This window comes from Pseudomonas sp. yb_9, from assembly GCF_043103635.1.
Lineage (GTDB): Bacteria > Pseudomonadota > Gammaproteobacteria > Pseudomonadales > Pseudomonadaceae > Aquipseudomonas > Aquipseudomonas monteilii.
In genome coordinates this window covers 131,450-150,743 of sequence record NZ_JBICKA010000061.1, presented here as the reverse complement: position 1 = coordinate 150,743, position 19,294 = coordinate 131,450, and the positions used below count along the sequence as shown (strand labels likewise).

Genomic DNA, 19,294 nt, shown 5'->3' with positions numbered 1-19,294 from the left:
CGGGGCTGCGAAGCAGCCCCCATGGACCTTAGTTCTCACCCTCAATTTCAAGTATCTCGATCACCTGATCCCCCACCGGCCGCCGCCAAACCACCTCATCTCCAGGCCCTGCGCCCAGCAATGCCCGCCCCAGCGGCGAGCCCCAGTTGATGAGCCGACGTCCCGCATCCGCTTCATCCTCGCCCACCAGCTGCACCACCTGTTCCTGATCCTGCGCATCCACAAACCGCACCCGGCTACCAATCTGCACCTTGCTGCGTGAAGTCGCTGCCGGCACCACCTGGGCACTCTGCACCCGCGCACTGAAGTAACGCAGATCCCGCTCGGTCTCGGCCAGCCGCTGTTTGTCGGCACGCTCACCCTGCGCCTGCAGTTCGCTGCGCAGGGCATTCAGTTCGGCCACGCGTGCCTGCAACTGGCGCAGGCCGTTGGCAGTGACGTAGTTGGGTTGTTCGCTGACGCGCCGTTCTACCGGCTGGTCGGCCTGGGCGGCGGCTTGGTCTTCGTTGACGAATGCTCGGCTCATGCTGGGCCTCCTTGTGCTGAAGACCAGCATGGCAGGCCGACGGTTTCAAGGGATGTCCGTTTGCGACTGACTTAGTTGTGGCGATAGGCTTTTGCGGCACCGCGATCCTTTTCCTGTTGCCACTCCCGCTCGCGCTCGTCCCAGAAGCGCTCATGGTACTCGCGCTGTTCTTCGCTGTTTTGCATGGCGTGGCACTGGCGAAAGCCGTCGTCCCAGCCGGTTTCATACTGACGCTCGTGCAGATAGCGCGGCACGTCCTTGCGGAAGTTGCCCACCATCAGCCCGGCGGCCTGGCGGCCGCTGCTGCAGCCGTCCTGGAAACCATCGGCATAGGCAGGCGGATAACCACGGTTGACCATCTGCTCGTGGGTGGTTTCGCAACCTGAGAGCAACAACGCCATGCACACGCCGAACCAATACCGCGACATAACCACCCAGCCCTCCAATTGATAATGGGAAGTCTAGGTGGCGATTTGTCGGGGAGCTGTCAAAACGGTGTCAAAGAGTCGATTGGGTCACTAGTAGTGATACCACTTCAGCTCCAGCATCACCTCATTCTGCGCCGTCGCCAGGTGGCTGAACTCGCGCGATGCACTTAACCGCACGCCCAGGTTCTGGCTGATCTCCCACTGCTGGTTCAGGCTCACACTGCGGCGGACTTCGCCATTGGTGAAATAGTCGCCTTTGGCCTCCAGCGTCAGATTGCCCAAGCCGTTTCGCCACAGCAGGCCGCCATTGAAGCCTGCCGCTGGAGCGATGAATTCGGCGAAATCATTGTGATGTTCGACCCGCACGGTGCCCAGAGCAAAGCCCAGCAAACCGTCGGCCAACTGCCAGGTCCCCCCGGCGCCACCATTCACATGGCTGACCAGCACTTCGTCATCATGTTTTCCCGGCACGCGCTCAAGGCCGCCAGCCACCTGCCACGACCAGGGTTTGAGCAGTTCGTTACGCGGTGTCAGCGAGCGGATGGTGGCCAGGTCCAGGCGCTGCACTTGCCAGTCGTTGCCCTCGTACTGGCGCACTTTCAACTGCAGGATCTCGATTTGGGCACCCAGCGGGAAGCCGTAGGCATTGTCGTTGAGGTCGTGATAGGCCATGCGCAGGCCGTACTCGGCGTAGGCGCGGTCTTCACGGGTGCCCACACCCAGCTGCCAGGTGCGTGAATCGTGGCCATCCTCGGGCAGGCCGGGGCGTTCGATTTGCAAGGGTGGCGGCGGGTTGCCGTTGATCGCCCGCAGCAGCTCGAAGCTGCGCTTCGCCTGCCCGGGGTCGCGTTCCTGGCCATTGGCCCGGTAGCGCTCCAGGCGGTACGCGGCATCTTGCACGAGCGCTTGCCGTTCGCGGGGCAGGGCCTTGAATTCGGGGCTCTGCAATTGTGCGGTGTCGGCACTCACGGCCAGCACCTGCTGCTTTTCGCCGTGGTCCAGTGGCTCGGCGCGGGCCAGCAATTCACGTTCGCGAGAAGGGCGGTATGTCTCGCTGGCGACCAGGCCGGACTGCTTCACGGCCTTCACGGTATCGGTCGGGATGGCGGTCAACGGGAACTGCGAAGTCAGGTCCAGGCTCGGCCGGGCCACTTGCAGCAGCTCCAGCAGGCGGTACGAGCAGTTTTCGTCGAAGAAGAAGTAGTCGAACTGGATTTGCTTCAGCTCCCACACATGTTCGACCATACGCCCGGTTTCTTCGGGGGTGAGGTCCAGCTGGTACTCCCACAGGTCGCGGTTTTCCAGGCTGCGGTATTCGGACAGCTTCTCCTGGTAGGGCATCAGTGCGAACAGCCCCGGGTAGCCGCCCATCAGGCCTTTCCAGGCGTACAGGATGCTGTTGTCGCTGCCTTCGATGTAGGCACCGAAGTTGATCGCGTAGCTCAGCAGCGTGGTGTCGTCGTTGCGGGTGTTGGACTGGTCGATGCGCAGCAGGGTATGGCCGAACATGGACGATGGGCTGTTCAGGTAGGCCGCCGGGAAAATCAACGCGGCGCTGTGCGGGTCGATCGACTGGTACCAGGTCTTGAATTCCTGGCAATCCGGTTGCGGCAGGCCTTGCAGACCCAGCTGTTCGCGGAGCCAGCGGGTGCGTGCAGGGAATACACACTGGGCGTGCTTGTCGCCGAGGCTGGCCGGGGCATACAGCGCGTCGACCGTGGCCTGCAGCTCCTGGTCAGGGTGGTGTGCGCCGTCCTTGGCAAGGAAGAACGCATCGTCGTCCACATAGCTGCGCCAGCCACCGAGCTTGGCGGTTTCGTAATGGCCCAGGGCAATCCAGTAAGGGGTGTTGGCCAGTTGCTGGAGACGGCTTTGATCCAGCACGGGCGCGGCATGAACAGGGGCGCAGGCACACAGCGCCAGGGCAGCGAGGCGTTTGAGCATATCGGGCAACTACTTCTTGACGATGCCGAAAAAGGCGAAACCCGCCCCGGGTGGGGCGGGAGCAGCAGGGCTTAGGCCTCGGTAGCGTATTTGGCCAGGCGTGGGTCGTTCTTCAGAACGGCCAGGGTGTTGCTGTGAACAGTTTCAGCAGTGACATCGGCGCTGGTGAAAATCTGGTTGAAGTGCTGGTGGGCGACCGACTGGAAGTAGCTGCGGTCTTCCGGGGCTACACCGAGGACCACGGCATACGTGGTCAGCGCTTCACCCTGGCCCATGGCCATGTCTTCGGACAGCTCGTTCATCATGCCGTTCATGGCGAACCACGACTTGCCGCCGTATGTCAGCGAGGCTTTGGTGGAGCAGCCGTTGGTGCCGGAGGTCATGCCGAAGGTGGCGTTACCGGAGGTGCCGTTGGTGGTGGAGGCCAGGAAGTGTGCCGGCGTGCCGCGCTGGCCTTCGAACAGCATGTTGCCCCAGCCGCAGTTCGGGCCGCCTGGCGCTTCAGCCATGGCGTTCAGCGAGACCACGGTGAACAGAGTACCCAGAAGAATCCGTTTCATAGCATTTGTTCTCTTTGTCTTAACCAAGGGTCAGGGTTTCTGGCAATTCGGTTGCCAGGTCGGGAAAGCATTTCACCCACCCGCGCAGCTTGGAGTTTAGGCACGATCTAAAGGTTGCGTTGTTGATTGCGAAAAATTTGCTGCTACATGACCTGCATGGGCTGCGACATAAAGTCCCGCAGAGCCTTGCAAGGCGCGCGCGGGCAGCGCCAGAATGCTGCCTATCTGCCCCGCCGAAGTAAGGAAACCCAATGCCCGATCCTGTCGCTGCGCGCCTGCGTCTCGCGCCTGAAGCCCTGACCCGGCGTTTCTCACCCGAGCAGTTTGCCTTTACCAATACCGACGATCTGGAGCCGTTTCGCGGAGTCCTGGGCCAGGAGCGTGCTGTCGAGGCCCTGCAGTTTGGTGTGGCCATGCCACGCCCCGGTTACAACGTGTACGTGATGGGCGAGCCGGGTACCGGCCGCTTCTCGTTCGTCAAGCGCTACCTCAAGGCCGAGGGCAAGCGCCAGCAGACCCCGGCTGACTGGGTCTACGTCAACCACTTCGACGACACCCGTGAACCGCGTGCGCTGGAATTGCCTTCCGGCAGCGCCGGGGCGTTCATCGCCGACATGGGCGGGCTGATCGACAACCTGCTGGCCACCTTCCCGGCCGTGTTCGAACACCCGTCGTACCAGCAGAAGAAGGGCGCCATCGACCGTGCCTTCAACCAGCGTTATGACCGCGCCCTGGATGTGATCGAGCGCGCCTCGCTGGAAAAGGACGTGGCCTTGTACCGCGATGCCAGCAACGTTGCCTTCACCCCGATGGCAGACGGCAAGGCGCTGGATGAAGCCGAGTTCGCCCAGTTGCCGGAAGACGTGCGTGAACAGTTCCACGAGGACATTGCCCAGCTCGAAGAGCAGTTGAACGAAGAGCTGGCCAGCCTGCCGCAATGGAAGCGTGAGTCGAACAACCAGCTGCGCCAGCTGAATGAAGAAACCATTACCCTGGCCTTGCAACCGTTGCTGGCGCCGTTGTCGGAAAAGTATGCCGAGAACGCCGCAGTGTGCGCCTACCTGCAGTCGGTGCAACTGAACCTGCTGCGCACCGTGGTCGAGCAATTGGTCGACGACAGCAAGACCGACGCTGCCGCGCGCAAGCTGCTCGAAGAGCAGTACGCACCCAACTTGGTGGTCGGCCACCATGCCGCCGGTGGTGCGCCGGTCGTATTCGAGCCGCACCCGACTTACGACAACCTGTTTGGCCGTATCGAATACAGCACCGACCAAGGCGCGCTGTACACCTCGTACCGACAGCTGCGCCCGGGCGCGTTGCACCGTGCCAACGGCGGTTTCCTGATTCTTGAAGCCGAGAAGATGCTGGGCGAGCCGTTCGTGTGGGATGCGCTCAAGCGTTCCTTGCAGTCGCGCAAGCTGAAGATGGAGTCACCGATCGGTGAACTGGGCCGTGTCGCCACCGTCAGCCTGCAGCCGCAGATGATTCCGCTCAACGTCAAGCTGGTGATCATCGGCTCGCGCCAGCTGTACTACGCCTTGCAGGACCACGACTCGGACTTCCAGGAGATGTTCCGGGTGTTGGTGGACTTCGACGAAGACATGCCCATGGTCGACGAGAACCTGGAGCAATTCGCCCAGCTGTTGCGCACCCGCACCAACGAAGAGGGCATGGCGCCGTTGACCAGTGACGCCGTGGCGCGCCTGGCGACCTACAGCGCCCGCCTGGCAGAGAACCAGTCGCGCCTGTCGGCGCGCATCGGTGACCTGTTCCAGCTGGTCAGCGAAGCCGACTTCATCCGCCAGTTGGCCAGTGACGAAATGACCGACGCCGGGCACATCGAACGTGCGCTCAAGGCCAAGGCCACCCGCACCGGGCGTGTGTCGCAGCGGGTGCTGGACGACATGCTTGCCGGCATCATCCTGATCGACACCGAAGGCGCGGCCATTGGCAAGTGCAACGGCCTGACCGTGCTGGAAGTGGGCGACTCGGCGTTCGGTATGCCGGCGCGCATCTCGGCCACCGTGTACCCGGGCGGCAGCGGCATCGTCGACATCGAGCGCGAGGTCAACCTGGGCCAGCCGATTCACTCCAAGGGGGTGATGATCCTGACCGGTTACCTGGGTAGCCGCTATGCCCAGGAGTTCCCGCTGGCGATTTCGGCGAGCATCGCGCTGGAGCAGTCTTACGGCTATGTGGACGGCGACAGCGCCTCGCTGGGCGAAGCCTGTACGCTGATTTCGGCCTTGTCGCGCACGCCGCTCAAGCAGTGCTTTGCCATCACCGGCTCGATCAACCAGTTTGGTGAAGTGCAGGCAGTGGGAGGGGTGAACGAGAAGATCGAGGGCTTCTTCCGCCTTTGCGAGGCGCGTGGCCTGACCGGTGAGCAGGGTGTGATCATTCCGCGTGCCAACGTTGCCACCCTGATGCTCGACGAGCGCGTGCTTCAGGCGGTGGAGAACGGCATGTTCCACGTCTACGCGGTCAGCCAGGCCGATGAGGCGCTGAGCCTGCTGGTGGGCGAGGAGGCCGGGGTGCTCGATGACAACGGCCAGTTCACCGAGGGCAGCGTCAATGCCCGTGTGGTGGAGCGCCTGCGCGAAATCGCCGAAATGATCAGCGAGGAAGAAATCGAGAAGGCAGAAAAGGAACGCCTCGAAGAGGTGATTGCCCAGGCCAAGCCGGCCTGAGTCAATAATCCGGCGCTGGAGGCGATGTGCTACCGTTCAGCGCCGGTTTTCCATCTTTCTGTACGGTTCTTCTATGCTGGAACTTAAGGACGGTACAGCGTTCAGGATGGAAACAGCCTGAGGTACAGGCTGAACAAGGCTCTTTGGAGGGGACGCGGCCATGCGCAACCTCAGCCTCACACGCCAGTGCCTGGGCCTGGTGACCCGCATCGAATGCAGCATCCGCCCACTGGCTGGGGACAACGGCATGTGGACGCTGCTGTTTGCCGCCGGAATGGCCGGTGAACAACCCTCTGCGATCAAGGCTCAAGGGCCTTTCCATGGGCCGCTTGTGGCCGAATCGGTGCTCAATGCCATTGTCGACAGCCTGACCTTGCACGGGTACCAGGTGGCCGAGGACCCGCAGATCTGGTGCCTGCACCTGCAGGCGCAGTTGCGCAGGATCAATGGCGAGCGGTGTCGGAACCTGGGGGATTACCAGTTTCATCCTGAAACCTGACGGATTGCCTTGGGCTTTTGCTGTAACAGGTGGCTGGCTATACTCGCCGTCGTTTTTCCAGTCACCTGACGAGTCCCAAACTTTCCATGGAACGTATTCTCGAAAATGCGATGTATGCCTCGCGCTGGCTGCTCGCACCCATCTACTTCGGCCTGTCCCTCGGCCTGCTGGCCCTGGCGCTGAAATTCTTCCAGGAAGTGGTCCACGTCCTGCCTAACGTCTTTGCCCTGAGCGAGGCCGACCTGATTCTGGTGATCCTGTCGCTGATCGACATGTCGCTGGTGGGCGGCTTGCTGGTGATGGTGATGATTTCCGGCTACGAGAACTTCGTCTCGCAACTGGATATCGACGAGAGCAAAGAAAAGCTCAACTGGCTGGGCAAGATGGACTCTTCGTCGCTGAAGATGAAGGTTGCTGCGTCGATCGTGGCGATTTCGTCCATTCACTTGCTGCGGGTGTTCATGGATGCGCAGAACATCTCCACCGATTACCTGATGTGGTACGTGATTATCCACATGACCTTCGTGGTGTCGGCATTCTGCATGGGCTACCTGGACAAGCTGACCAAGCACTGAGTCCGGCTGCTGCTTACACCGCCCGTCCGTTGTAAAACGGACGGGCGGTGTTGTTTCTGGCTTGTGCTTTCAGCCAGCCTGTACAAAAAATGAGCTCTCATGCGTGGTTCCCGTCGCGAGGTGCTCTCATGAACCTGCATCAGCTCAATACCGAGGCCAGGGCTGGCCATGTCGATGAACTGAACCTGATCGCCATCGAAGGCGGTGATTACCTGCTTGAGGCCCGGGTCAAAGGCCGTGCCCACCCCTTGTCCGACCCCCGTGGTGAGCGCTTGCGTGTGCACTCGGTGGAGGATGCGCGCAAGTTGCTGCAAACCATCCCCATGGTTTCGATGAACCTGGTGCACTGGTCGGTGCAGGATGAAATGTGCGGCATGGGCACGCACCCGGAAGAAGACCTGAAGGTGCCGATTTCCCAGCGTTCGGCCTGGTAGCTGCTCGCCGCGCCCCAGTGTGCTAGGCTGCTCGCCCTTTTCATCAAGGGCGCGGCTGCACTGCGCCCTGCAGTGGAGCACGACAATGTCCGAACTCAACCTGTCCACCGACGAAACCCGCGTCAGCTACGGCATCGGCCGTCAGCTGGGCGGCCAGCTGCGCGACAACCCGCCACCAGGCGTCAGCCTGGAGGCCATTCTGGCCGGCCTGACAGATGCCTTCAACGGCGCCGACAGCCGCGTCAGCGAAGCCGACCTGTCGGCCAGCTTCAAGGTCATCCGTGACGTGATGCAAGCCGAAGCCGCAGCCAAGGCCGAAGCCGCTGCTGCTGCTGGCAAAGAATTCCTGGTCGAGAACGCCAAGCGCGAAGGCATCACGACCCTGGCGTCGGGCCTGCAGTTCGAAGTGCTGACCGCCGGTGAAGGCGCCAAGCCGACCCGCGAAGACAACGTGCGCACGCACTACCACGGCACCCTGATCGACGGCACTGTGTTCGACAGCTCCTACGACCGTGGTCAGCCGGCTGAATTCCCGGTAGGTGGCGTGATCGCGGGCTGGACCGAAGCCCTGCAGCTGATGAATGCTGGCAGCAAATGGCGCCTGTACGTGCCAAGCGAGCTGGCTTACGGCGCCCAAGGCGTTGGCAGCATCCCGCCGCACAGCGTGCTGGTGTTCGACGTCGAGCTGCTCGACGTTCTGTAATACCGCTGGGGCCGCGTTGCGGCCCATTCGCGGGCAAGCCCTCTCCCACAGGTATAGCGCAGGATTTAAATCTTATGCGGTATCTGTGGGAGCGGGCTTGCCCGCGAAGAGGCCGGCCCTGGCAGCCTCAATTCCAGTCTGTTCCCGCCGGGCGCAACGCCCGCGCATAGCAGAACAGAAACAGATTCCGCACCAGCTCCTTGAGCACCCCCGGTTCACTCGAATTCAACCCGCTCATGTCCAGGTCGCCCTGGTCACGCAGTTCATCGAGTGCTTCTTCTTCAAGCACCGCGCACACTTCGCCGGTTTCCCGATGAAGAATGCGCAGGTAGGGGTGAGGGCGGTCAAGCCAGGCGTCGATCAGATAAGTCATGGCTATTCTCCTTGGGTAGCAGTCCCAATGAGAATAATTCTTATTATCTAAATAGCAAGCGCCAATTGGCAGATTTTTGTGTGATCAGACTTTGCGGACGAACTCGGACTTCAGCTTCATGGCGCCGATGCCGTCGATTTTGCAGTCGATGTCGTGGTCGCCGTCGCACAGGCGGATGTTCTTGACCTTGGTGCCGACCTTGACCACCAGGGACGAGCCCTTGACCTTGAGGTCCTTGATCACGGTGACGGTGTCGCCGTCCTGCAGGATGTTGCCGACCGAATCCTTTTTCACCACCTCGTCGCTGGCCGCCTCGGCATCGCCGCTGGCCGACCATTCGTGGGCGCATTCAGGGCAGATCAGCTGAGTGCCATCCTCATAGGTGTATTCGGAGTTGCATTTAGGGCAGGGTGGCAGAGTGCTCACTTCGGTTCCTCAAACAAACAGACGGGCGGTTAAAGGCCTGCATTGTAAAAGGTATTTTTCCAGAAGGGATTATGTCCGGACAAAAGCATTCGCGGGTAAACCCGCGAATGAAGGCGACTCGGTCTGTCAGTGAGTACGCGCTACAGCAAACTCGCTCAGCTCAACCAGCGCATCCCGGTATTCACTGGCCGGCAGCACTTCCAGGCACGCGATGGCACGCTTCACGTAATCACGGGCCAGCTCTGCGGTGTACTTCAGTGCACCCGATTCCTCGACGGCCACGCGAATCTGCTCAAGGTCCTCCAGGCCACCTTTCTGGATCGCCTGGCGCACCAGAGCAGCCTGTTCGGCAGTGCCTTCACGCATGGTGTAGATCAGCGGCAGGGTAGGCTTGCCTTCAGCCAGGTCGTCACCCACGTTCTTGCCCAGGGTTTGCGAGTCACCTTTATAGTCCAGCAGGTCATCGACCAGCTGGAAGGCCACACCCAGGTGGTCACCGAAGGTGCGCAGGGCTTCGCGCTGTTCGTCTGTCGCTTCGGCCAGCGCGGCAGCGCTGTGGGTCGAGGCTTCGAAGAGCATCGCGGTCTTGCCACGGATGACTTCCATGTAGACTTCTTCGGTGGTGCTGGCATCGCGTACTCGCGACAGTTGCAGTACTTCACCCTCGGCAATCACACGGGTGGCCTTGGACAGGATCTGCATGACCGGCATCGAGCCCAGCTCGACCATCATTTCGAACGAGCGCGAATAAAGGAAGTCGCCCACCAGCACGCTTGGCGCGTTACCCCACAGGGCATTGGCGGTGGAGCGGCCGCGGCGCATGCCGGACATGTCGACCACGTCGTCGTGCAGCAGGGTGGCGGTGTGCAGGAATTCGATGGTGGCGGCCAGCAGGCGCAGGTCGTCGCCTTCGCGGCCCAGGGCTTTGCCGCACAGCAGCACCAGCAGGGGGCGCAGGCGCTTGCCACCGGCGGACGTGATATAGTCGCCGATCTTCGATACCAGCGGCACGCGCGAGGTCAGCTGCTTCTTGATGATCTCGTCGACGGCGCTGAAATCATCAGCCACCGCACGGTAGAAGGTTTGGGGTTGCATCGGCTGCTCCAGTGAGGTTGCGCGGCATGCTAGGTCGCAGGTCCCGGTGTGTCAAGGCGCGGTGCCTGCTGGCCGGGGGCGGCACTTGCAAGCAAAACCCGGGTTGCGTACAATCGCGCACCCTAACTTCCTGGGCAGCACCTGCCTTACGCAATTGCACAGGGCCGTTCCAGCCCCATGCAGCCATGCCAGCCAATACTCATCATATAAAGCGCTGGGTGAGCAGGATTATCGGAGAAATACCATGTCTTACGCAGTAATCGTTACCGGCGGCAAGCAGTACAAAGTCGCTGAAGGTGAATTCCTCAAGATCGAAAAACTGGAAGTCGCCACTGGCGAATCCGTGACCTTCGATCGCGTTCTGCTGGTCGCCAACGGTGAAGAAGTCACCATCGGTGCTCCAGTTGTTGCTGGCGCTAAAGTAGTGGCCGAAGTTGTTTCGCAAGGCCGCCACGACAAGGTTCGCATCATCAAGTTCCGTCGTCGTAAGCACCACATGAAGCGTATGGGCCACCGCCAGTGGTTCACCGAGATCAAAATCACCGGCATCCAGGCTTAATCCCCTAGATCCCCTGAATTTATTTGGAGAATTGAACCATGGCTCACAAGAAGGCTGGTGGTAGTACTCGTAACGGTCGCGACTCAGAATCTAAACGCCTTGGCGTGAAGATGTATGGCGGCCAGGTTATCAAGCCAGGCAACATCATCGTCCGTCAGCGCGGCACCGAATTCCACGCTGGCTACGGCGTTGGCATGGGCAAGGACCACACCTTGTTCGCCAAGATCGAAGGCGTGATCAAGTTCGAGAAAAAAGGCGAGTTCATGCGCCGTTACGTGAGCATCGTCGCCGCTTAATCGCGACGTCGCTCCAGAAGCCCCGTCATGCGACGGGGCTTTTTCGTTTGTGGTGAGCCTCTTGCAAAGCTGTTTGTCTGGGTTGCCGGCGTTGGTTTCTACGGTCGTACGGGGCCGCCGCGCTCATTTTTGCAAGAGCCTCATGTTTTTGAGTCATTCAGCTCGTCTGCCGACGAGAGGCGGTTTTAATGAAGTTTGTTGACGAAGTATCCATTCGGGTCAAGGCCGGTGACGGCGGCAACGGTTGCATGAGCTTCCGTCGCGAAAAATTCATCGAGAACGGTGGCCCCAACGGCGGTGACGGTGGCGACGGCGGCTCGGTGTACATGGTCGCTGACGAAAACCTCAACACCCTGGTCGACTATCGCTACACCCGTCACCACGAGGCCCAGCGCGGCGCCAACGGCGGCAGCACCGACTGCACCGGCAAGAAAGGCGACGACCTGTTCCTGCGTGTGCCGGTCGGCACCACCGTGATCGACGCTTCCACCCAGGAAGTGATCGGTGACCTGGTGACCCCGGGTCAGAAACTGATGGTCGCCCAAGGCGGCTGGCACGGCCTGGGCAACACCCGCTTCAAGTCCAGCACCAACCGTGCACCGCGCCAGACCACCCCGGGTAAACCAGGTGACCAGCGCGACCTGAAGATGGAAATGAAAGTGCTGGCCGACGTGGGCCTGCTGGGCCTGCCGAACGCCGGTAAGAGCACCTTCATTCGCTCGGTTTCCGCCGCTAAGCCGAAAGTGGCCGACTACCCGTTCACCACCCTGGTACCGAACCTGGGCGTGGTCAGCGTCGACCGCTGGAAGAGCTTCGTCATCGCCGACATCCCCGGCCTGATCGAAGGTGCTTCCGACGGTGCCGGCCTGGGTATCCGCTTCCTCAAGCACCTGGCGCGTACCCGCGTGCTGCTGCACCTGGTCGACATGGCGCCGCTGGACGAAAGCAGCCCGGCCGATGCCGCCGAAGTGATCGTCAACGAGCTGACCCGCTTCAGCCCGTCGCTGGCAGAGCGTGAGCGCTGGCTGGTGCTGAACAAGGCCGACATGGTCATGGAAGACGAGCGCGACGCGCGCGTTCAGGAAGTGGTCGAGCGCCTGCAATGGGAAGGCCCGGTCTACGTGATTTCGGCCATCTCCAAGCAGGGCACCGAAAAGCTCAGCCACGACCTGATGCGCTACCTCGAAGACCGCGCCGACCGCCTGGCCAACGACCCGGCCTACGCCGAAGAGCTGGCCGATCTCGACCAGCGCATCGAAGACGAAGCCCGTGCCCAGCTGCAGGCCCTGGACGACGCGCGTACCCTGCGCCGTACCGGCGTCAAGAGCGTGCACGACATCGGCGACGATGACGGGTGGGACGATGATTTCGAGGACGACGAAGACGGCCCGGAAATCATTTACGTGCGCGACTGATCGGTTGCAGTACACTAAACGCCGCTCTCTGGAGCGGCGTTTTTGTATCCACGGTATCTACAGATTCGACATAGGTTGGAAGAAGATGCGAAGCAAGGTGACGGGCGCCAAGCGCTGGGTCGTGAAGATTGGCAGTGCTCTGCTGACCGCCGATGGCAAGGGCCTCGACCGCGGTGCCATGGCCGTTTGGGTCGAGCAGATGGTCGCGCTGCGTGAGGCAGGCGTGGAGTTGGTACTGGTCTCCTCCGGGGCCGTGGCTGCCGGCATGAGCCAGCTGGGCTGGACTTCGCGACCGAGCGCGATGAACGAGCTGCAGGCCGCTGCCGCGCTCGGCCAGATGCGCCTGGTGCAGGCGTGGGAGTCGAGCTTCGGCGAGCACGGCAAGCACACCGCGCAGATCCTGCTGACCCATGACGACCTGTCCGACCGCAAGCGTTACCTGAACGCCCGCAGCACTCTGCGCACGCTGGTCGACCTGGGCGTGGTGCCGGTGATCAACGAAAACGACACCGTGGTCACCGACGAGATCCGTTTCGGCGACAACGACACCTTGGCGGCACTGGTGGCCAACCTTGTCGAGGCCGACCTGCTGGTGATTCTCACCGACCGCGATGGCATGTTCGACGCCGACCCACGCAACAACCCCGAAGCCCAGCTGATTTACGAAGCCCGCGCCGACGACCCGTCGCTGGACGCCGTGGCCGGTGGCACCGGTGGTGCCCTGGGGCGTGGCGGCATGCAGACCAAGCTGCGCGCTGCACGCTTGGCTGCCCGTTCCGGTGCCCACACCATCATCATTGGTGGCCGTATCGAGCGCGTACTGGACCGCCTCAAGGCGGGCGAGCGCCTGGGGACTCTGCTGTCGCCCGAGCGCGGCATGCTCGCTGCACGCAAGCAGTGGCTGGCCGGCCACCTGCAAACCCGTGGCACCCTGGTGCTGGACGCCGGTGCCGTGCAGGCGCTGCGCCAGGCCAACAAGAGCTTGCTGCCGGTTGGCGTGAAGACGGTGCAGGGCAGTTTCCGCCGTGGCGAGATGGTGGTGTGCGTCGGCCCGGACGGTCTGGAAGTGGCGCGCGGGTTGGCCAACTACAGCGCCCTGGAAGCGCAGAAGATCATTGGCCAGCCGTCCGATGCCATCGAAAGCCTGCTGGGCTACAGCGCCGAGCCGGAGCTGGTGCACCGCGACAACCTGGTGCTGGTATGAGCCTGTTCAAGCGGGTGATCGGCGTGGCAGCGCTGGTGCTGCCCATGCTGGCCGGGGCCGAGGAAATCGGCCAGGTGTCCACCGTGTTCAAGTTCCTCGGGCCGAATGACCGCATCGTGGTCGAGGCGTTCGACGACCCCAAGGTCGAGGGCGTGACCTGCTACCTGTCGCGGGCCAAGACAGGCGGTGTGAAGGGTGGGTTGGGGCTGGCCGAGGACCGGGCAGAGGCATCGATTGCCTGCCGTCAGGTCGGGCCGATCAACTTCAAGGGTGAGTTGAAAGACGGCGAGGAGGTGTTCAAGGAGCGCACCTCGCTGGTGTTCAAGACCATGCAGGTGGTGCGCTTCCTGGACAAGAAGCGCAATACGCTGGTGTACCTGGTGTACAGCGACCGCATGATCGAAGGCAGCCCGCAGAATGCGGTGACCGCGATACCGATCTTGCCTTGGGCGCATTGATAACCTTGTAGATCGCCGGGAGGCCATTCGGCCTCCTATCGGGACCTGCGGTCGCTCCTACGGGAGATTGCGATACCCCTGTAGGAGCGACCGCAGGTCGCGATGGGCCGCAAAGCGGCCCTGGTTACCTCAGGCCAACTCTTCGGCCTGATCCTCCCGCACAACCGCCTTCACCTCATCCAGCCGGCTGATGAACTTCCAGTCCGCCTCGTCGATGTAGATGCCATTCGGCCCGCTACCGCCTTCCAGGTCGATCGCCACGCGCGCCGACACCTGCGGCTTCACACTCGCCAGAATCGGCACAAAGCCCAGCTGCAGGCTGGTTTCCAGCAGTGCTGCCTGGTTGCGTTCGTCGATGTCTGCTGCCTCATCCAGGTAGTACGGCAGGCGAATGCGCCCGGCCAGGTCACGGTCCATCAGGTGCAGCAACAGGTACATGTTGGTCAGCGCCTTGATGGTCATGGTGGTGCCGTTGGACGCCGCGCCGTCGATGTCGGCGTGGATGATCGGCTGGCCGTTGACCTTGGTGATCTCGAACGCCAGCTCGAACAGGTCCTTCAGGCCCAGCTGGTTGTGGTTGGCCGCCACCAGCCGTGCCAAGTACTCCTTGGCTTCTTCGTTCTTGTTGTCCTGCTCGGCGCTTTGGGTCAGGTCGAACACCGACAGGGTTTCGCCTTCTTCGTACTGGCCGGCACTGTGGATGATCTGGTCGATGTGCTTGAGCGCTTCCTTGTTCGGCGCCAGCACCACGCGGAAGCTTTCGAGGTTGGACACCTGCCGCTTGTTGATCTCGCGGTTGAACAGGGCCAGTTGGTGCTCGAGGCTGTCGTAGTCGCTGCGGATGTTGCGCAGGGTACGGGCAATGTCGGTGACTGCAGCGCGGCGTGCCTTGGCCAGGGTCAGGGCTTCGTCGGTGCGGTGCGCGTAAGCGTTCACCAGCAGTTGCAGGCGGCGTTCCATGTCGTCTTCGCTGTCGAACTTGGCCACGCCTTTCAGGCGCACCTGGGCGTACAGCGCCTCGATCTGGTTATCCACGCGCTGCAGGCCTTGCCAGCTGTCCTGGTAGTCATTGAGCAGCGGCAGCAGGTTGTCCATCGAGTCGTCGATGGCTTCCATGAACGGCGTGCCGTAGGGCAGGTCGGCCGGAAGCAGTTGACGACGGCGCAGGGCGTCTTCCAGGGTGCGTTGCTTGGACTCGAGGTCGCCGATCTGGCGGCCGACCAGCTGCAGCTTCGCCGACAGCTGCTGGACGCGCTCGGTGAAGGCGTCGCTGGAACGCTTCAATTCGTCCTGGGCAGCTTCCAGCTGCGACAGTTGCTCCAGCTTCTCTGGCTCTTCGGCGCTGAGGGTTTCACTGCGGCGGAAGTCTTCCAGCGCCTTTTGCGCATCCAGCACTTCCTGGTACAGGGTTTCGGTTTGCGCCTTGGAGGCAGAGCGGTCGGCGGCTACGGCTTGCTGGGTCTTGAGCTGTTTCAGCTCTTTTTCCAGGCGCTCTTTCTGGTCGCGCAGGGCGGCACGGTCGGCCAGCGCCTGCAGTGCCGGCGGGTCGATGTTGGTCAGGTCGATGGCCAGGCCCGGGGCTTCGAAGCGCTCGCCCTTGAAGCCGTCGAGCACCGCTTCCAGCGATTTTACCCACAGGTCGCTGTCGTCCAGCTCGATGCCACGGTCGCCCAGCGGCAGGCTGAACAGCGCGCCGTTGAACAGGCGCATCAGGCGGTCGACGTCGGCTTGCGAGAACTCTTCGCGCAGGCGGGCGTAGCTGTTGTTGTCGGCGTGGTCGAGCTGCTGCTTGACCTGCTTCAGGCGTTTTTCCAGGTCGCGTACGCGCTCGTCCAGGTCTTCGGCGCTGAACTGCCGCGACTGGGCCAGGGCGCCGGCCAGTTCGTCGTGGGCGTCCTTGGCTGCCAGCAGCTGCTGCTCCAGCACCTTGACGTCATCGACCAGGGCAAAGCGGTGCTTGAGCACCGACAGCTCGCCCAGCCAGCGCTGGATGCCGGTGATTTCACGCTCCAGGCGCATCAGCTCCTGGGTGCCGCCGCGCTGGTCGTTCTGCAGGCGGTCCTGCTCGCCACGGTAGTGCTCGGACTGGATGACCAGCTCTTCCTTGCGCGCCATGGCGTATTCCTGCCAGGTGCCCAGCAGGGTGTCGAGTACGGGCGAAATGCGGTGCAGCTTGCCGCGCAGGATGTCGCGCTGGGCCACGCCACCGGCCAGGGCCTCGACCAGCGGGCCGGCGGCGACCAGGGCGTTGTAATCCTGCTCCATGCGGCGCACGTCGCGGAACGCTTCTTCGCAGGCGGCGATGTAGTCGACGCTGCCCGAACGCAGGCTGTGCTCGAACGCGTCGAGGAACAGCTGCTTGAGCTTGGCGGCGGTGATTTCGCGCATGTGCAGCAGGTTGATGAACAGCGCGCGGAAGGTTTTCAGGCTTTGCTCGCTGGTGGAGCGCAGCGGGATCATGGTCAGGTCCAGCGGCACCGAGGTGTGGCCGCCAACCAGCAGGCGGCGCAGTTCGTCCGGCTTCAGCTCGTAGGCCTTGATGCCCAGGCGCTCAAGGTTGGTGAACAGCTCTTTCTGGCGCAGGCAGGTGTCGTTCTTCTGGTAGTGGGCCAGGTCCAGTTCGCCCTTGTAGGCAAAGAACTGGTGGCCGAAACCGCCACCTGGGCCGCGGCCGACCACGCCGATCACGTGCGGGCCGTGCGGCAGGCTCAGTTCGCAGAGAATGTACGAAGTGTCGCTGGCGAAGTAGAAGCGACGCGACTGCTCCAGGCTGTACTTGCCGAAGCTCATGTCCGACATGCGCGCCAGGATCGGGAACTGCAGGGCGTTGATCGACGCGGATTTACCCAGGTTGTTGGCGCCGTAGACCGACAGCGGGTGCTCCAGCGGGAACAGGCCAAGGCTGTAGCCGGCAGTGTTGAGCAATGCAAAGCGGCGGATGCCGTAGCGTTCCTGGCTCATGCGTCAATCTCCTGTTGCTCTTCGCGGATGGCCCGGGCCAGGGCTTCTTCTTCGCTCTCCTCGCCGTCGAACGGGCTGAGGTCCAGCGGGTCGTCGGTGCGGTTGAGTTCTTCGGGGCTTTCTTCCTCGACCAGTACCGGGGTGGGCAGCGGCAGGTCGCTGTGCAGGGTGGCGGCCAGGTCGCGGTCCTGCTGCACCGACAGGCACACATCAAGGAAGCGGTGCATCGGCGGCAAGAAGCGGTAGATGCCGCCTTCCTCAAAGGCGAAACCAAGCTGGGTCATGCGGCGCAGGATTTTTTCTTCCAGCTCGTCCACGGTCTGCACTTCGGCCTGCAGGAACAGGTCGCGGTACTTGTCCAGCAGCGAGGGCAGCTCGTCACGGCCAATACTGCCGCCATCGAGCACGGCCATCGGGTCGCGGCCCTGGTCGGCCAGGTGCTCGACCAGAATGAAGGTGAACAGCGACAGGCGCTGCGCGGTCTTGTTCACCTGTGCGGCGGTCATGTCCGGCACGAAGTAGTAGAAACCACGGGTATCGCACACCAGCTCGAAGCCCAGGGCCTTGAACAGGGTACGGTACTGGTCCTGGAAGTTCGACAGCTGGGCGTACAGCTCGGGGTCGCGGCGGCTGACGTGGAAGCCTTTGAACAGCTCGCGGAAGATCGGTGCGAGCTGGGACAGTTCGGAAAGATCAAGATGCATGGGCTGGGCTCGCGTTGGGTTCGGTAGGCGCGCTGGTGGCGTCTTCGCGGCTGGAGGTCAGGGCGAACGAGCGCAGGCTGACCAAGTGTTCCTGGGTGGTGTATTCGCGGCGGTCGAGGCGTTCGCGCTTGAAGCGCTTTTCCCGCGACAGGCGCGAGAACCAGTACAGCAGCTCGTCGGTGGCGCCCTCGGGTTCCTGCTCCAGCAGCCAGACCATCAGGTCGGGCAGCGGCAGGGCCTGTTCGCAGCGTTCGGCCATCTCTTTGACCGTGCGCGGTGCACGGGGCAGGGCGCCGGACTGGGTCTTGTGGGCTTTGGGGAAGCGCGCCGGCTTGGGCTCGAAGCGGGCCAGGGCGTACACATAGGCCTCTACCTGGCTCGCGCTGCCCAGGAAGGTGCTTTGCGGGCGGGTGAACATCGGCATGGCCGCTTGCGGCACGGCATCGATGCCCTTGCGCCGGATCACCGACAGGGCCAGCGCAGCGCCACGGGTCACGGCGTTGTGCCGGCGGGCTTCTTCACGCAGCGGCAGCAGCAGTTCACGGGCATGGCGCAGGGTGAGCTGGGCGCTGGTCTGCATTTCCAGGATGCGCGCGTGGGTACGCAGCAGCATGTCGTCGTCGACCAGGTGGCCCAGGCGGGCCTGTTCGCCCAGCAGCTTCAGCAGCACGGTCTCGACCTTGCGCACGCCTTGTTCGAAGGCGCCGTCGGCGTTCACCAGCTGGATCATCGGCTCGACGTATTCGTCCCAGGTGGCCAGTACTTCGGCATAACGCTGACGTAGCGGGATCTGGCGGTTGCTGGTCTTGGCCCGTTCGGCCACGGCCACCAGCGCCTGCTCGTCGTTATCGAGCTTTTTCAGCACATCGCGCACACGCATGTCGAGCAGGCGCAGCTGGCGCGCCAGGTCGTCGCTGTCGCGGTTGTCGAAGGCGTCCTGGATGTGGCCGGCCAGGCGTTCCAGGTGGCGCAGGTAGGCTTCGATCTCCAGGCACAGGCCCAGCCGGTGTTCGCGGCGCAGGTAGGCGAGGAAGTCGTGGATCTGCGCGTTGAGCTCGAAACGGTTCGGGCTTTTGGCCACCGGGACCAGGATATCCAGGCGGATCCATACGTCGAGCAGCTGGGTGATGTCCTGCGGGGTACTCTCGACCTGCTGGCGGGCCACATGCTGGCGCAGCTCGACCAGGCTCAGGGTGCCCTGGTCGAAACGCTCGCACAGCGGCTCGATCAGGGCCCAGTGTTCGGCTAGGGCGCGCAGGACGCGCTTGGGTTCGATCATTGGCTTCGACTCGTTGCCAAGAAAAAGGGGGCGATTGTACTGCATCCGGGGGGGAGGTTTTCACCCCTTGGTCTGTAATGACAGATAACCTTTTGCTTTATGGGTGTATGGCGGTGTTTCTGGGTTGGTTGTGAGATCGAGCGCCGCCCGCGCGGCGCATCGCGA

Annotated in this window: 20 protein-coding genes; 10 read left to right on the top strand and 10 right to left on the bottom strand. The window is 62.6% G+C overall.

Annotation, left to right across the window (positions count from 1 at the left end; translation table 11 throughout):
- Positions 1-28: 28 nt before the first annotated feature.
- The 4 genes from ACF8MI_RS17825 to ACF8MI_RS17810 form a co-directional block, all read right to left on the bottom strand.
- Entirely contained in the window at positions 29-526 is a 498-nt protein-coding gene (locus tag ACF8MI_RS17825) for a GreA/GreB family elongation factor (RefSeq protein WP_060500250.1), read from the bottom strand.
- 71 nt (positions 527-597) lie between these two features.
- The gene (locus ACF8MI_RS17820; RefSeq protein WP_016713357.1) at positions 598-954 is read right to left on the bottom strand and encodes a hypothetical protein; all 357 of its coding nucleotides are present in this window, start codon (positions 952-954) and stop codon (positions 598-600) included.
- Positions 955-1,044: 90 nt separating this feature from the next.
- A complete protein-coding gene (locus tag ACF8MI_RS17815) occupies positions 1,045-2,898 on the bottom strand; it encodes a DUF4105 domain-containing protein (protein ID WP_104833489.1) in 1,854 nt (617 codons plus the stop codon).
- A gap of 71 nt (positions 2,899-2,969) precedes the next feature.
- On the bottom strand, positions 2,970-3,458 hold the full coding sequence (locus ACF8MI_RS17810) for a DUF3015 domain-containing protein (RefSeq protein ID WP_016713355.1): 489 nt from the start codon (positions 3,456-3,458) through the stop codon (positions 2,970-2,972).
- 251 nt (positions 3,459-3,709) lie between these two features.
- Between ACF8MI_RS17810 and ACF8MI_RS17805 the strand changes: the two genes are divergently transcribed.
- The 5 genes from ACF8MI_RS17805 (at position 3,710) to ACF8MI_RS17785 (ending at position 8,359) form a co-directional block, all read left to right on the top strand.
- A complete protein-coding gene (locus tag ACF8MI_RS17805) occupies positions 3,710-6,148 on the top strand; it encodes a Lon protease family protein (RefSeq protein ID WP_019099374.1) in 2,439 nt (812 codons plus the stop codon).
- Between the two features lie 160 nt (positions 6,149-6,308).
- Complete coding sequence (locus tag ACF8MI_RS17800) at positions 6,309-6,647, top strand: hypothetical protein (RefSeq protein ID WP_003247487.1); 339 nt, start codon at positions 6,309-6,311, stop codon at positions 6,645-6,647.
- 86 nt (positions 6,648-6,733) lie between these two features.
- Positions 6,734-7,222 carry a TIGR00645 family protein gene (locus ACF8MI_RS17795; RefSeq protein ID WP_003247486.1) on the top strand — a complete coding sequence of 163 codons (489 nt, stop codon included), beginning with the start codon at positions 6,734-6,736 and terminating at the stop codon, positions 7,220-7,222.
- Positions 7,223-7,350: 128 nt separating this feature from the next.
- Positions 7,351-7,656, top strand: a complete 306-nt coding sequence (locus ACF8MI_RS17790; protein ID WP_060500246.1) for a DUF6482 family protein — start codon at positions 7,351-7,353, stop codon at positions 7,654-7,656.
- 85 nt (positions 7,657-7,741) lie between these two features.
- Positions 7,742-8,359, top strand: a complete 618-nt coding sequence (locus tag ACF8MI_RS17785; protein WP_016713351.1) for an FKBP-type peptidyl-prolyl cis-trans isomerase — start codon at positions 7,742-7,744, stop codon at positions 8,357-8,359.
- Positions 8,360-8,486: 127 nt separating this feature from the next.
- Here ACF8MI_RS17785 and ACF8MI_RS17780 read toward each other — a convergent pair whose 3' ends face one another.
- From ACF8MI_RS17780 to ACF8MI_RS17770, 3 genes are all read right to left on the bottom strand, one after another.
- Positions 8,487-8,732: a hypothetical protein gene (locus tag ACF8MI_RS17780; RefSeq protein ID WP_016713350.1), complete on the bottom strand. Its 246-nt coding sequence runs from the start codon at positions 8,730-8,732 to the stop codon at positions 8,487-8,489.
- A gap of 84 nt (positions 8,733-8,816) precedes the next feature.
- Positions 8,817-9,158 carry a zinc ribbon domain-containing protein YjdM gene (locus ACF8MI_RS17775; RefSeq protein WP_009686103.1) on the bottom strand — a complete coding sequence of 114 codons (342 nt, stop codon included), beginning with the start codon at positions 9,156-9,158 and terminating at the stop codon, positions 8,817-8,819.
- A 126-nt stretch (positions 9,159-9,284) separates the two neighbouring features.
- Positions 9,285-10,253, bottom strand: a complete 969-nt coding sequence (locus ACF8MI_RS17770) for a polyprenyl synthetase family protein (RefSeq protein WP_012270433.1) — start codon at positions 10,251-10,253, stop codon at positions 9,285-9,287.
- Positions 10,254-10,497: 244 nt separating this feature from the next.
- Here ACF8MI_RS17770 and rplU point away from each other — a divergent pair, with 244 nt between their 5' ends.
- From rplU to ACF8MI_RS17745, 5 genes are all read left to right on the top strand, one after another.
- On the top strand, positions 10,498-10,812 hold the full coding sequence (gene rplU / locus ACF8MI_RS17765) for a 50S ribosomal protein L21 (RefSeq protein WP_003247466.1): 315 nt from the start codon (positions 10,498-10,500) through the stop codon (positions 10,810-10,812).
- A 38-nt stretch (positions 10,813-10,850) separates the two neighbouring features.
- Complete coding sequence (gene rpmA / locus ACF8MI_RS17760) at positions 10,851-11,108, top strand: 50S ribosomal protein L27 (protein ID WP_003247464.1); 258 nt, start codon at positions 10,851-10,853, stop codon at positions 11,106-11,108.
- Between the two features lie 188 nt (positions 11,109-11,296).
- Positions 11,297-12,523, top strand: coding sequence for an Obg family GTPase CgtA (cgtA, locus tag ACF8MI_RS17755; RefSeq protein WP_060500244.1), 1,227 nt, complete (start codon positions 11,297-11,299; stop codon positions 12,521-12,523).
- Positions 12,524-12,608: 85 nt separating this feature from the next.
- A complete protein-coding gene (proB, locus tag ACF8MI_RS17750) occupies positions 12,609-13,727 on the top strand; it encodes a glutamate 5-kinase (RefSeq protein ID WP_060500241.1) in 1,119 nt (372 codons plus the stop codon).
- Positions 13,724-14,185: a CreA family protein gene (locus tag ACF8MI_RS17745; RefSeq protein WP_019096697.1), complete on the top strand. Its 462-nt coding sequence runs from the start codon at positions 13,724-13,726 to the stop codon at positions 14,183-14,185. Before proB ends, ACF8MI_RS17745 begins: the two co-directional genes overlap by 4 nt.
- 129 nt (positions 14,186-14,314) lie before the next feature.
- Here the strand turns inward: ACF8MI_RS17745 and mksF are convergent, their stop codons facing one another.
- The 3 genes from mksF to mksB are packed head-to-tail and all read right to left on the bottom strand — an operon-like array spanning position 14,315 to position 19,129.
- Positions 14,315-17,146 carry an Mks condensin complex protein MksF gene (gene mksF / locus ACF8MI_RS17740; RefSeq protein ID WP_200929085.1) on the bottom strand — a complete coding sequence of 944 codons (2,832 nt, stop codon included), beginning with the start codon at positions 17,144-17,146 and terminating at the stop codon, positions 14,315-14,317.
- Positions 17,143-17,850, bottom strand: coding sequence for an Mks condensin complex protein MksE (gene mksE / locus ACF8MI_RS17735; protein ID WP_104833488.1), 708 nt, complete (start codon positions 17,848-17,850; stop codon positions 17,143-17,145). Before mksE ends, mksF begins: the two co-directional genes overlap by 4 nt.
- Complete coding sequence (mksB, locus tag ACF8MI_RS17730) at positions 17,840-19,129, bottom strand: Mks condensin complex protein MksB (protein WP_016713342.1); 1,290 nt, start codon at positions 19,127-19,129, stop codon at positions 17,840-17,842. The genes mksE and mksB overlap by 11 nt, the downstream gene beginning before the upstream one ends.
- Between the last annotated feature and the right edge of the window lie 165 nt (positions 19,130-19,294).

Bases quoted from the DNA above. Each gene is read 5' to 3' on its own strand.
- mksB (WP_016713342.1), bottom strand. From the start codon at position 19,129: ATGATCGAACCCAAGCGCGTCCTGCGCGCCCTAGCCGAACACTGGGCC.
- rplU (WP_003247466.1), top strand. From the start codon at position 10,498: ATGTCTTACGCAGTAATCGTTACCGGCGGCAAGCAGTACAAAGTCGCT.
- ACF8MI_RS17820 (WP_016713357.1), bottom strand. From the start codon at position 954: ATGTCGCGGTATTGGTTCGGCGTGTGCATGGCGTTGTTGCTCTCAGGT.
- ACF8MI_RS17800 (WP_003247487.1), top strand. From the start codon at position 6,309: ATGCGCAACCTCAGCCTCACACGCCAGTGCCTGGGCCTGGTGACCCGC.
- ACF8MI_RS17825 (WP_060500250.1), bottom strand. From the start codon at position 526: ATGAGCCGAGCATTCGTCAACGAAGACCAAGCCGCCGCCCAGGCCGAC.
- cgtA (WP_060500244.1), top strand. From the start codon at position 11,297: ATGAAGTTTGTTGACGAAGTATCCATTCGGGTCAAGGCCGGTGACGGC.
- mksE (WP_104833488.1), bottom strand. From the start codon at position 17,850: ATGCATCTTGATCTTTCCGAACTGTCCCAGCTCGCACCGATCTTCCGC.
- mksF (WP_200929085.1), bottom strand. From the start codon at position 17,146: ATGAGCCAGGAACGCTACGGCATCCGCCGCTTTGCATTGCTCAACACT.
- ACF8MI_RS17795 (WP_003247486.1), top strand. From the start codon at position 6,734: ATGGAACGTATTCTCGAAAATGCGATGTATGCCTCGCGCTGGCTGCTC.
- proB (WP_060500241.1), top strand. From the start codon at position 12,609: ATGCGAAGCAAGGTGACGGGCGCCAAGCGCTGGGTCGTGAAGATTGGC.
- ACF8MI_RS17780 (WP_016713350.1), bottom strand. From the start codon at position 8,732: ATGACTTATCTGATCGACGCCTGGCTTGACCGCCCTCACCCCTACCTG.
- ACF8MI_RS17770 (WP_012270433.1), bottom strand. From the start codon at position 10,253: ATGCAACCCCAAACCTTCTACCGTGCGGTGGCTGATGATTTCAGCGCC.
- ACF8MI_RS17790 (WP_060500246.1), top strand. From the start codon at position 7,351: ATGAACCTGCATCAGCTCAATACCGAGGCCAGGGCTGGCCATGTCGAT.
- ACF8MI_RS17805 (WP_019099374.1), top strand. From the start codon at position 3,710: ATGCCCGATCCTGTCGCTGCGCGCCTGCGTCTCGCGCCTGAAGCCCTG.
- ACF8MI_RS17785 (WP_016713351.1), top strand. From the start codon at position 7,742: ATGTCCGAACTCAACCTGTCCACCGACGAAACCCGCGTCAGCTACGGC.
- ACF8MI_RS17745 (WP_019096697.1), top strand. From the start codon at position 13,724: ATGAGCCTGTTCAAGCGGGTGATCGGCGTGGCAGCGCTGGTGCTGCCC.
- rpmA (WP_003247464.1), top strand. From the start codon at position 10,851: ATGGCTCACAAGAAGGCTGGTGGTAGTACTCGTAACGGTCGCGACTCA.
- ACF8MI_RS17810 (WP_016713355.1), bottom strand. From the start codon at position 3,458: ATGAAACGGATTCTTCTGGGTACTCTGTTCACCGTGGTCTCGCTGAAC.
- ACF8MI_RS17815 (WP_104833489.1), bottom strand. From the start codon at position 2,898: ATGCTCAAACGCCTCGCTGCCCTGGCGCTGTGTGCCTGCGCCCCTGTT.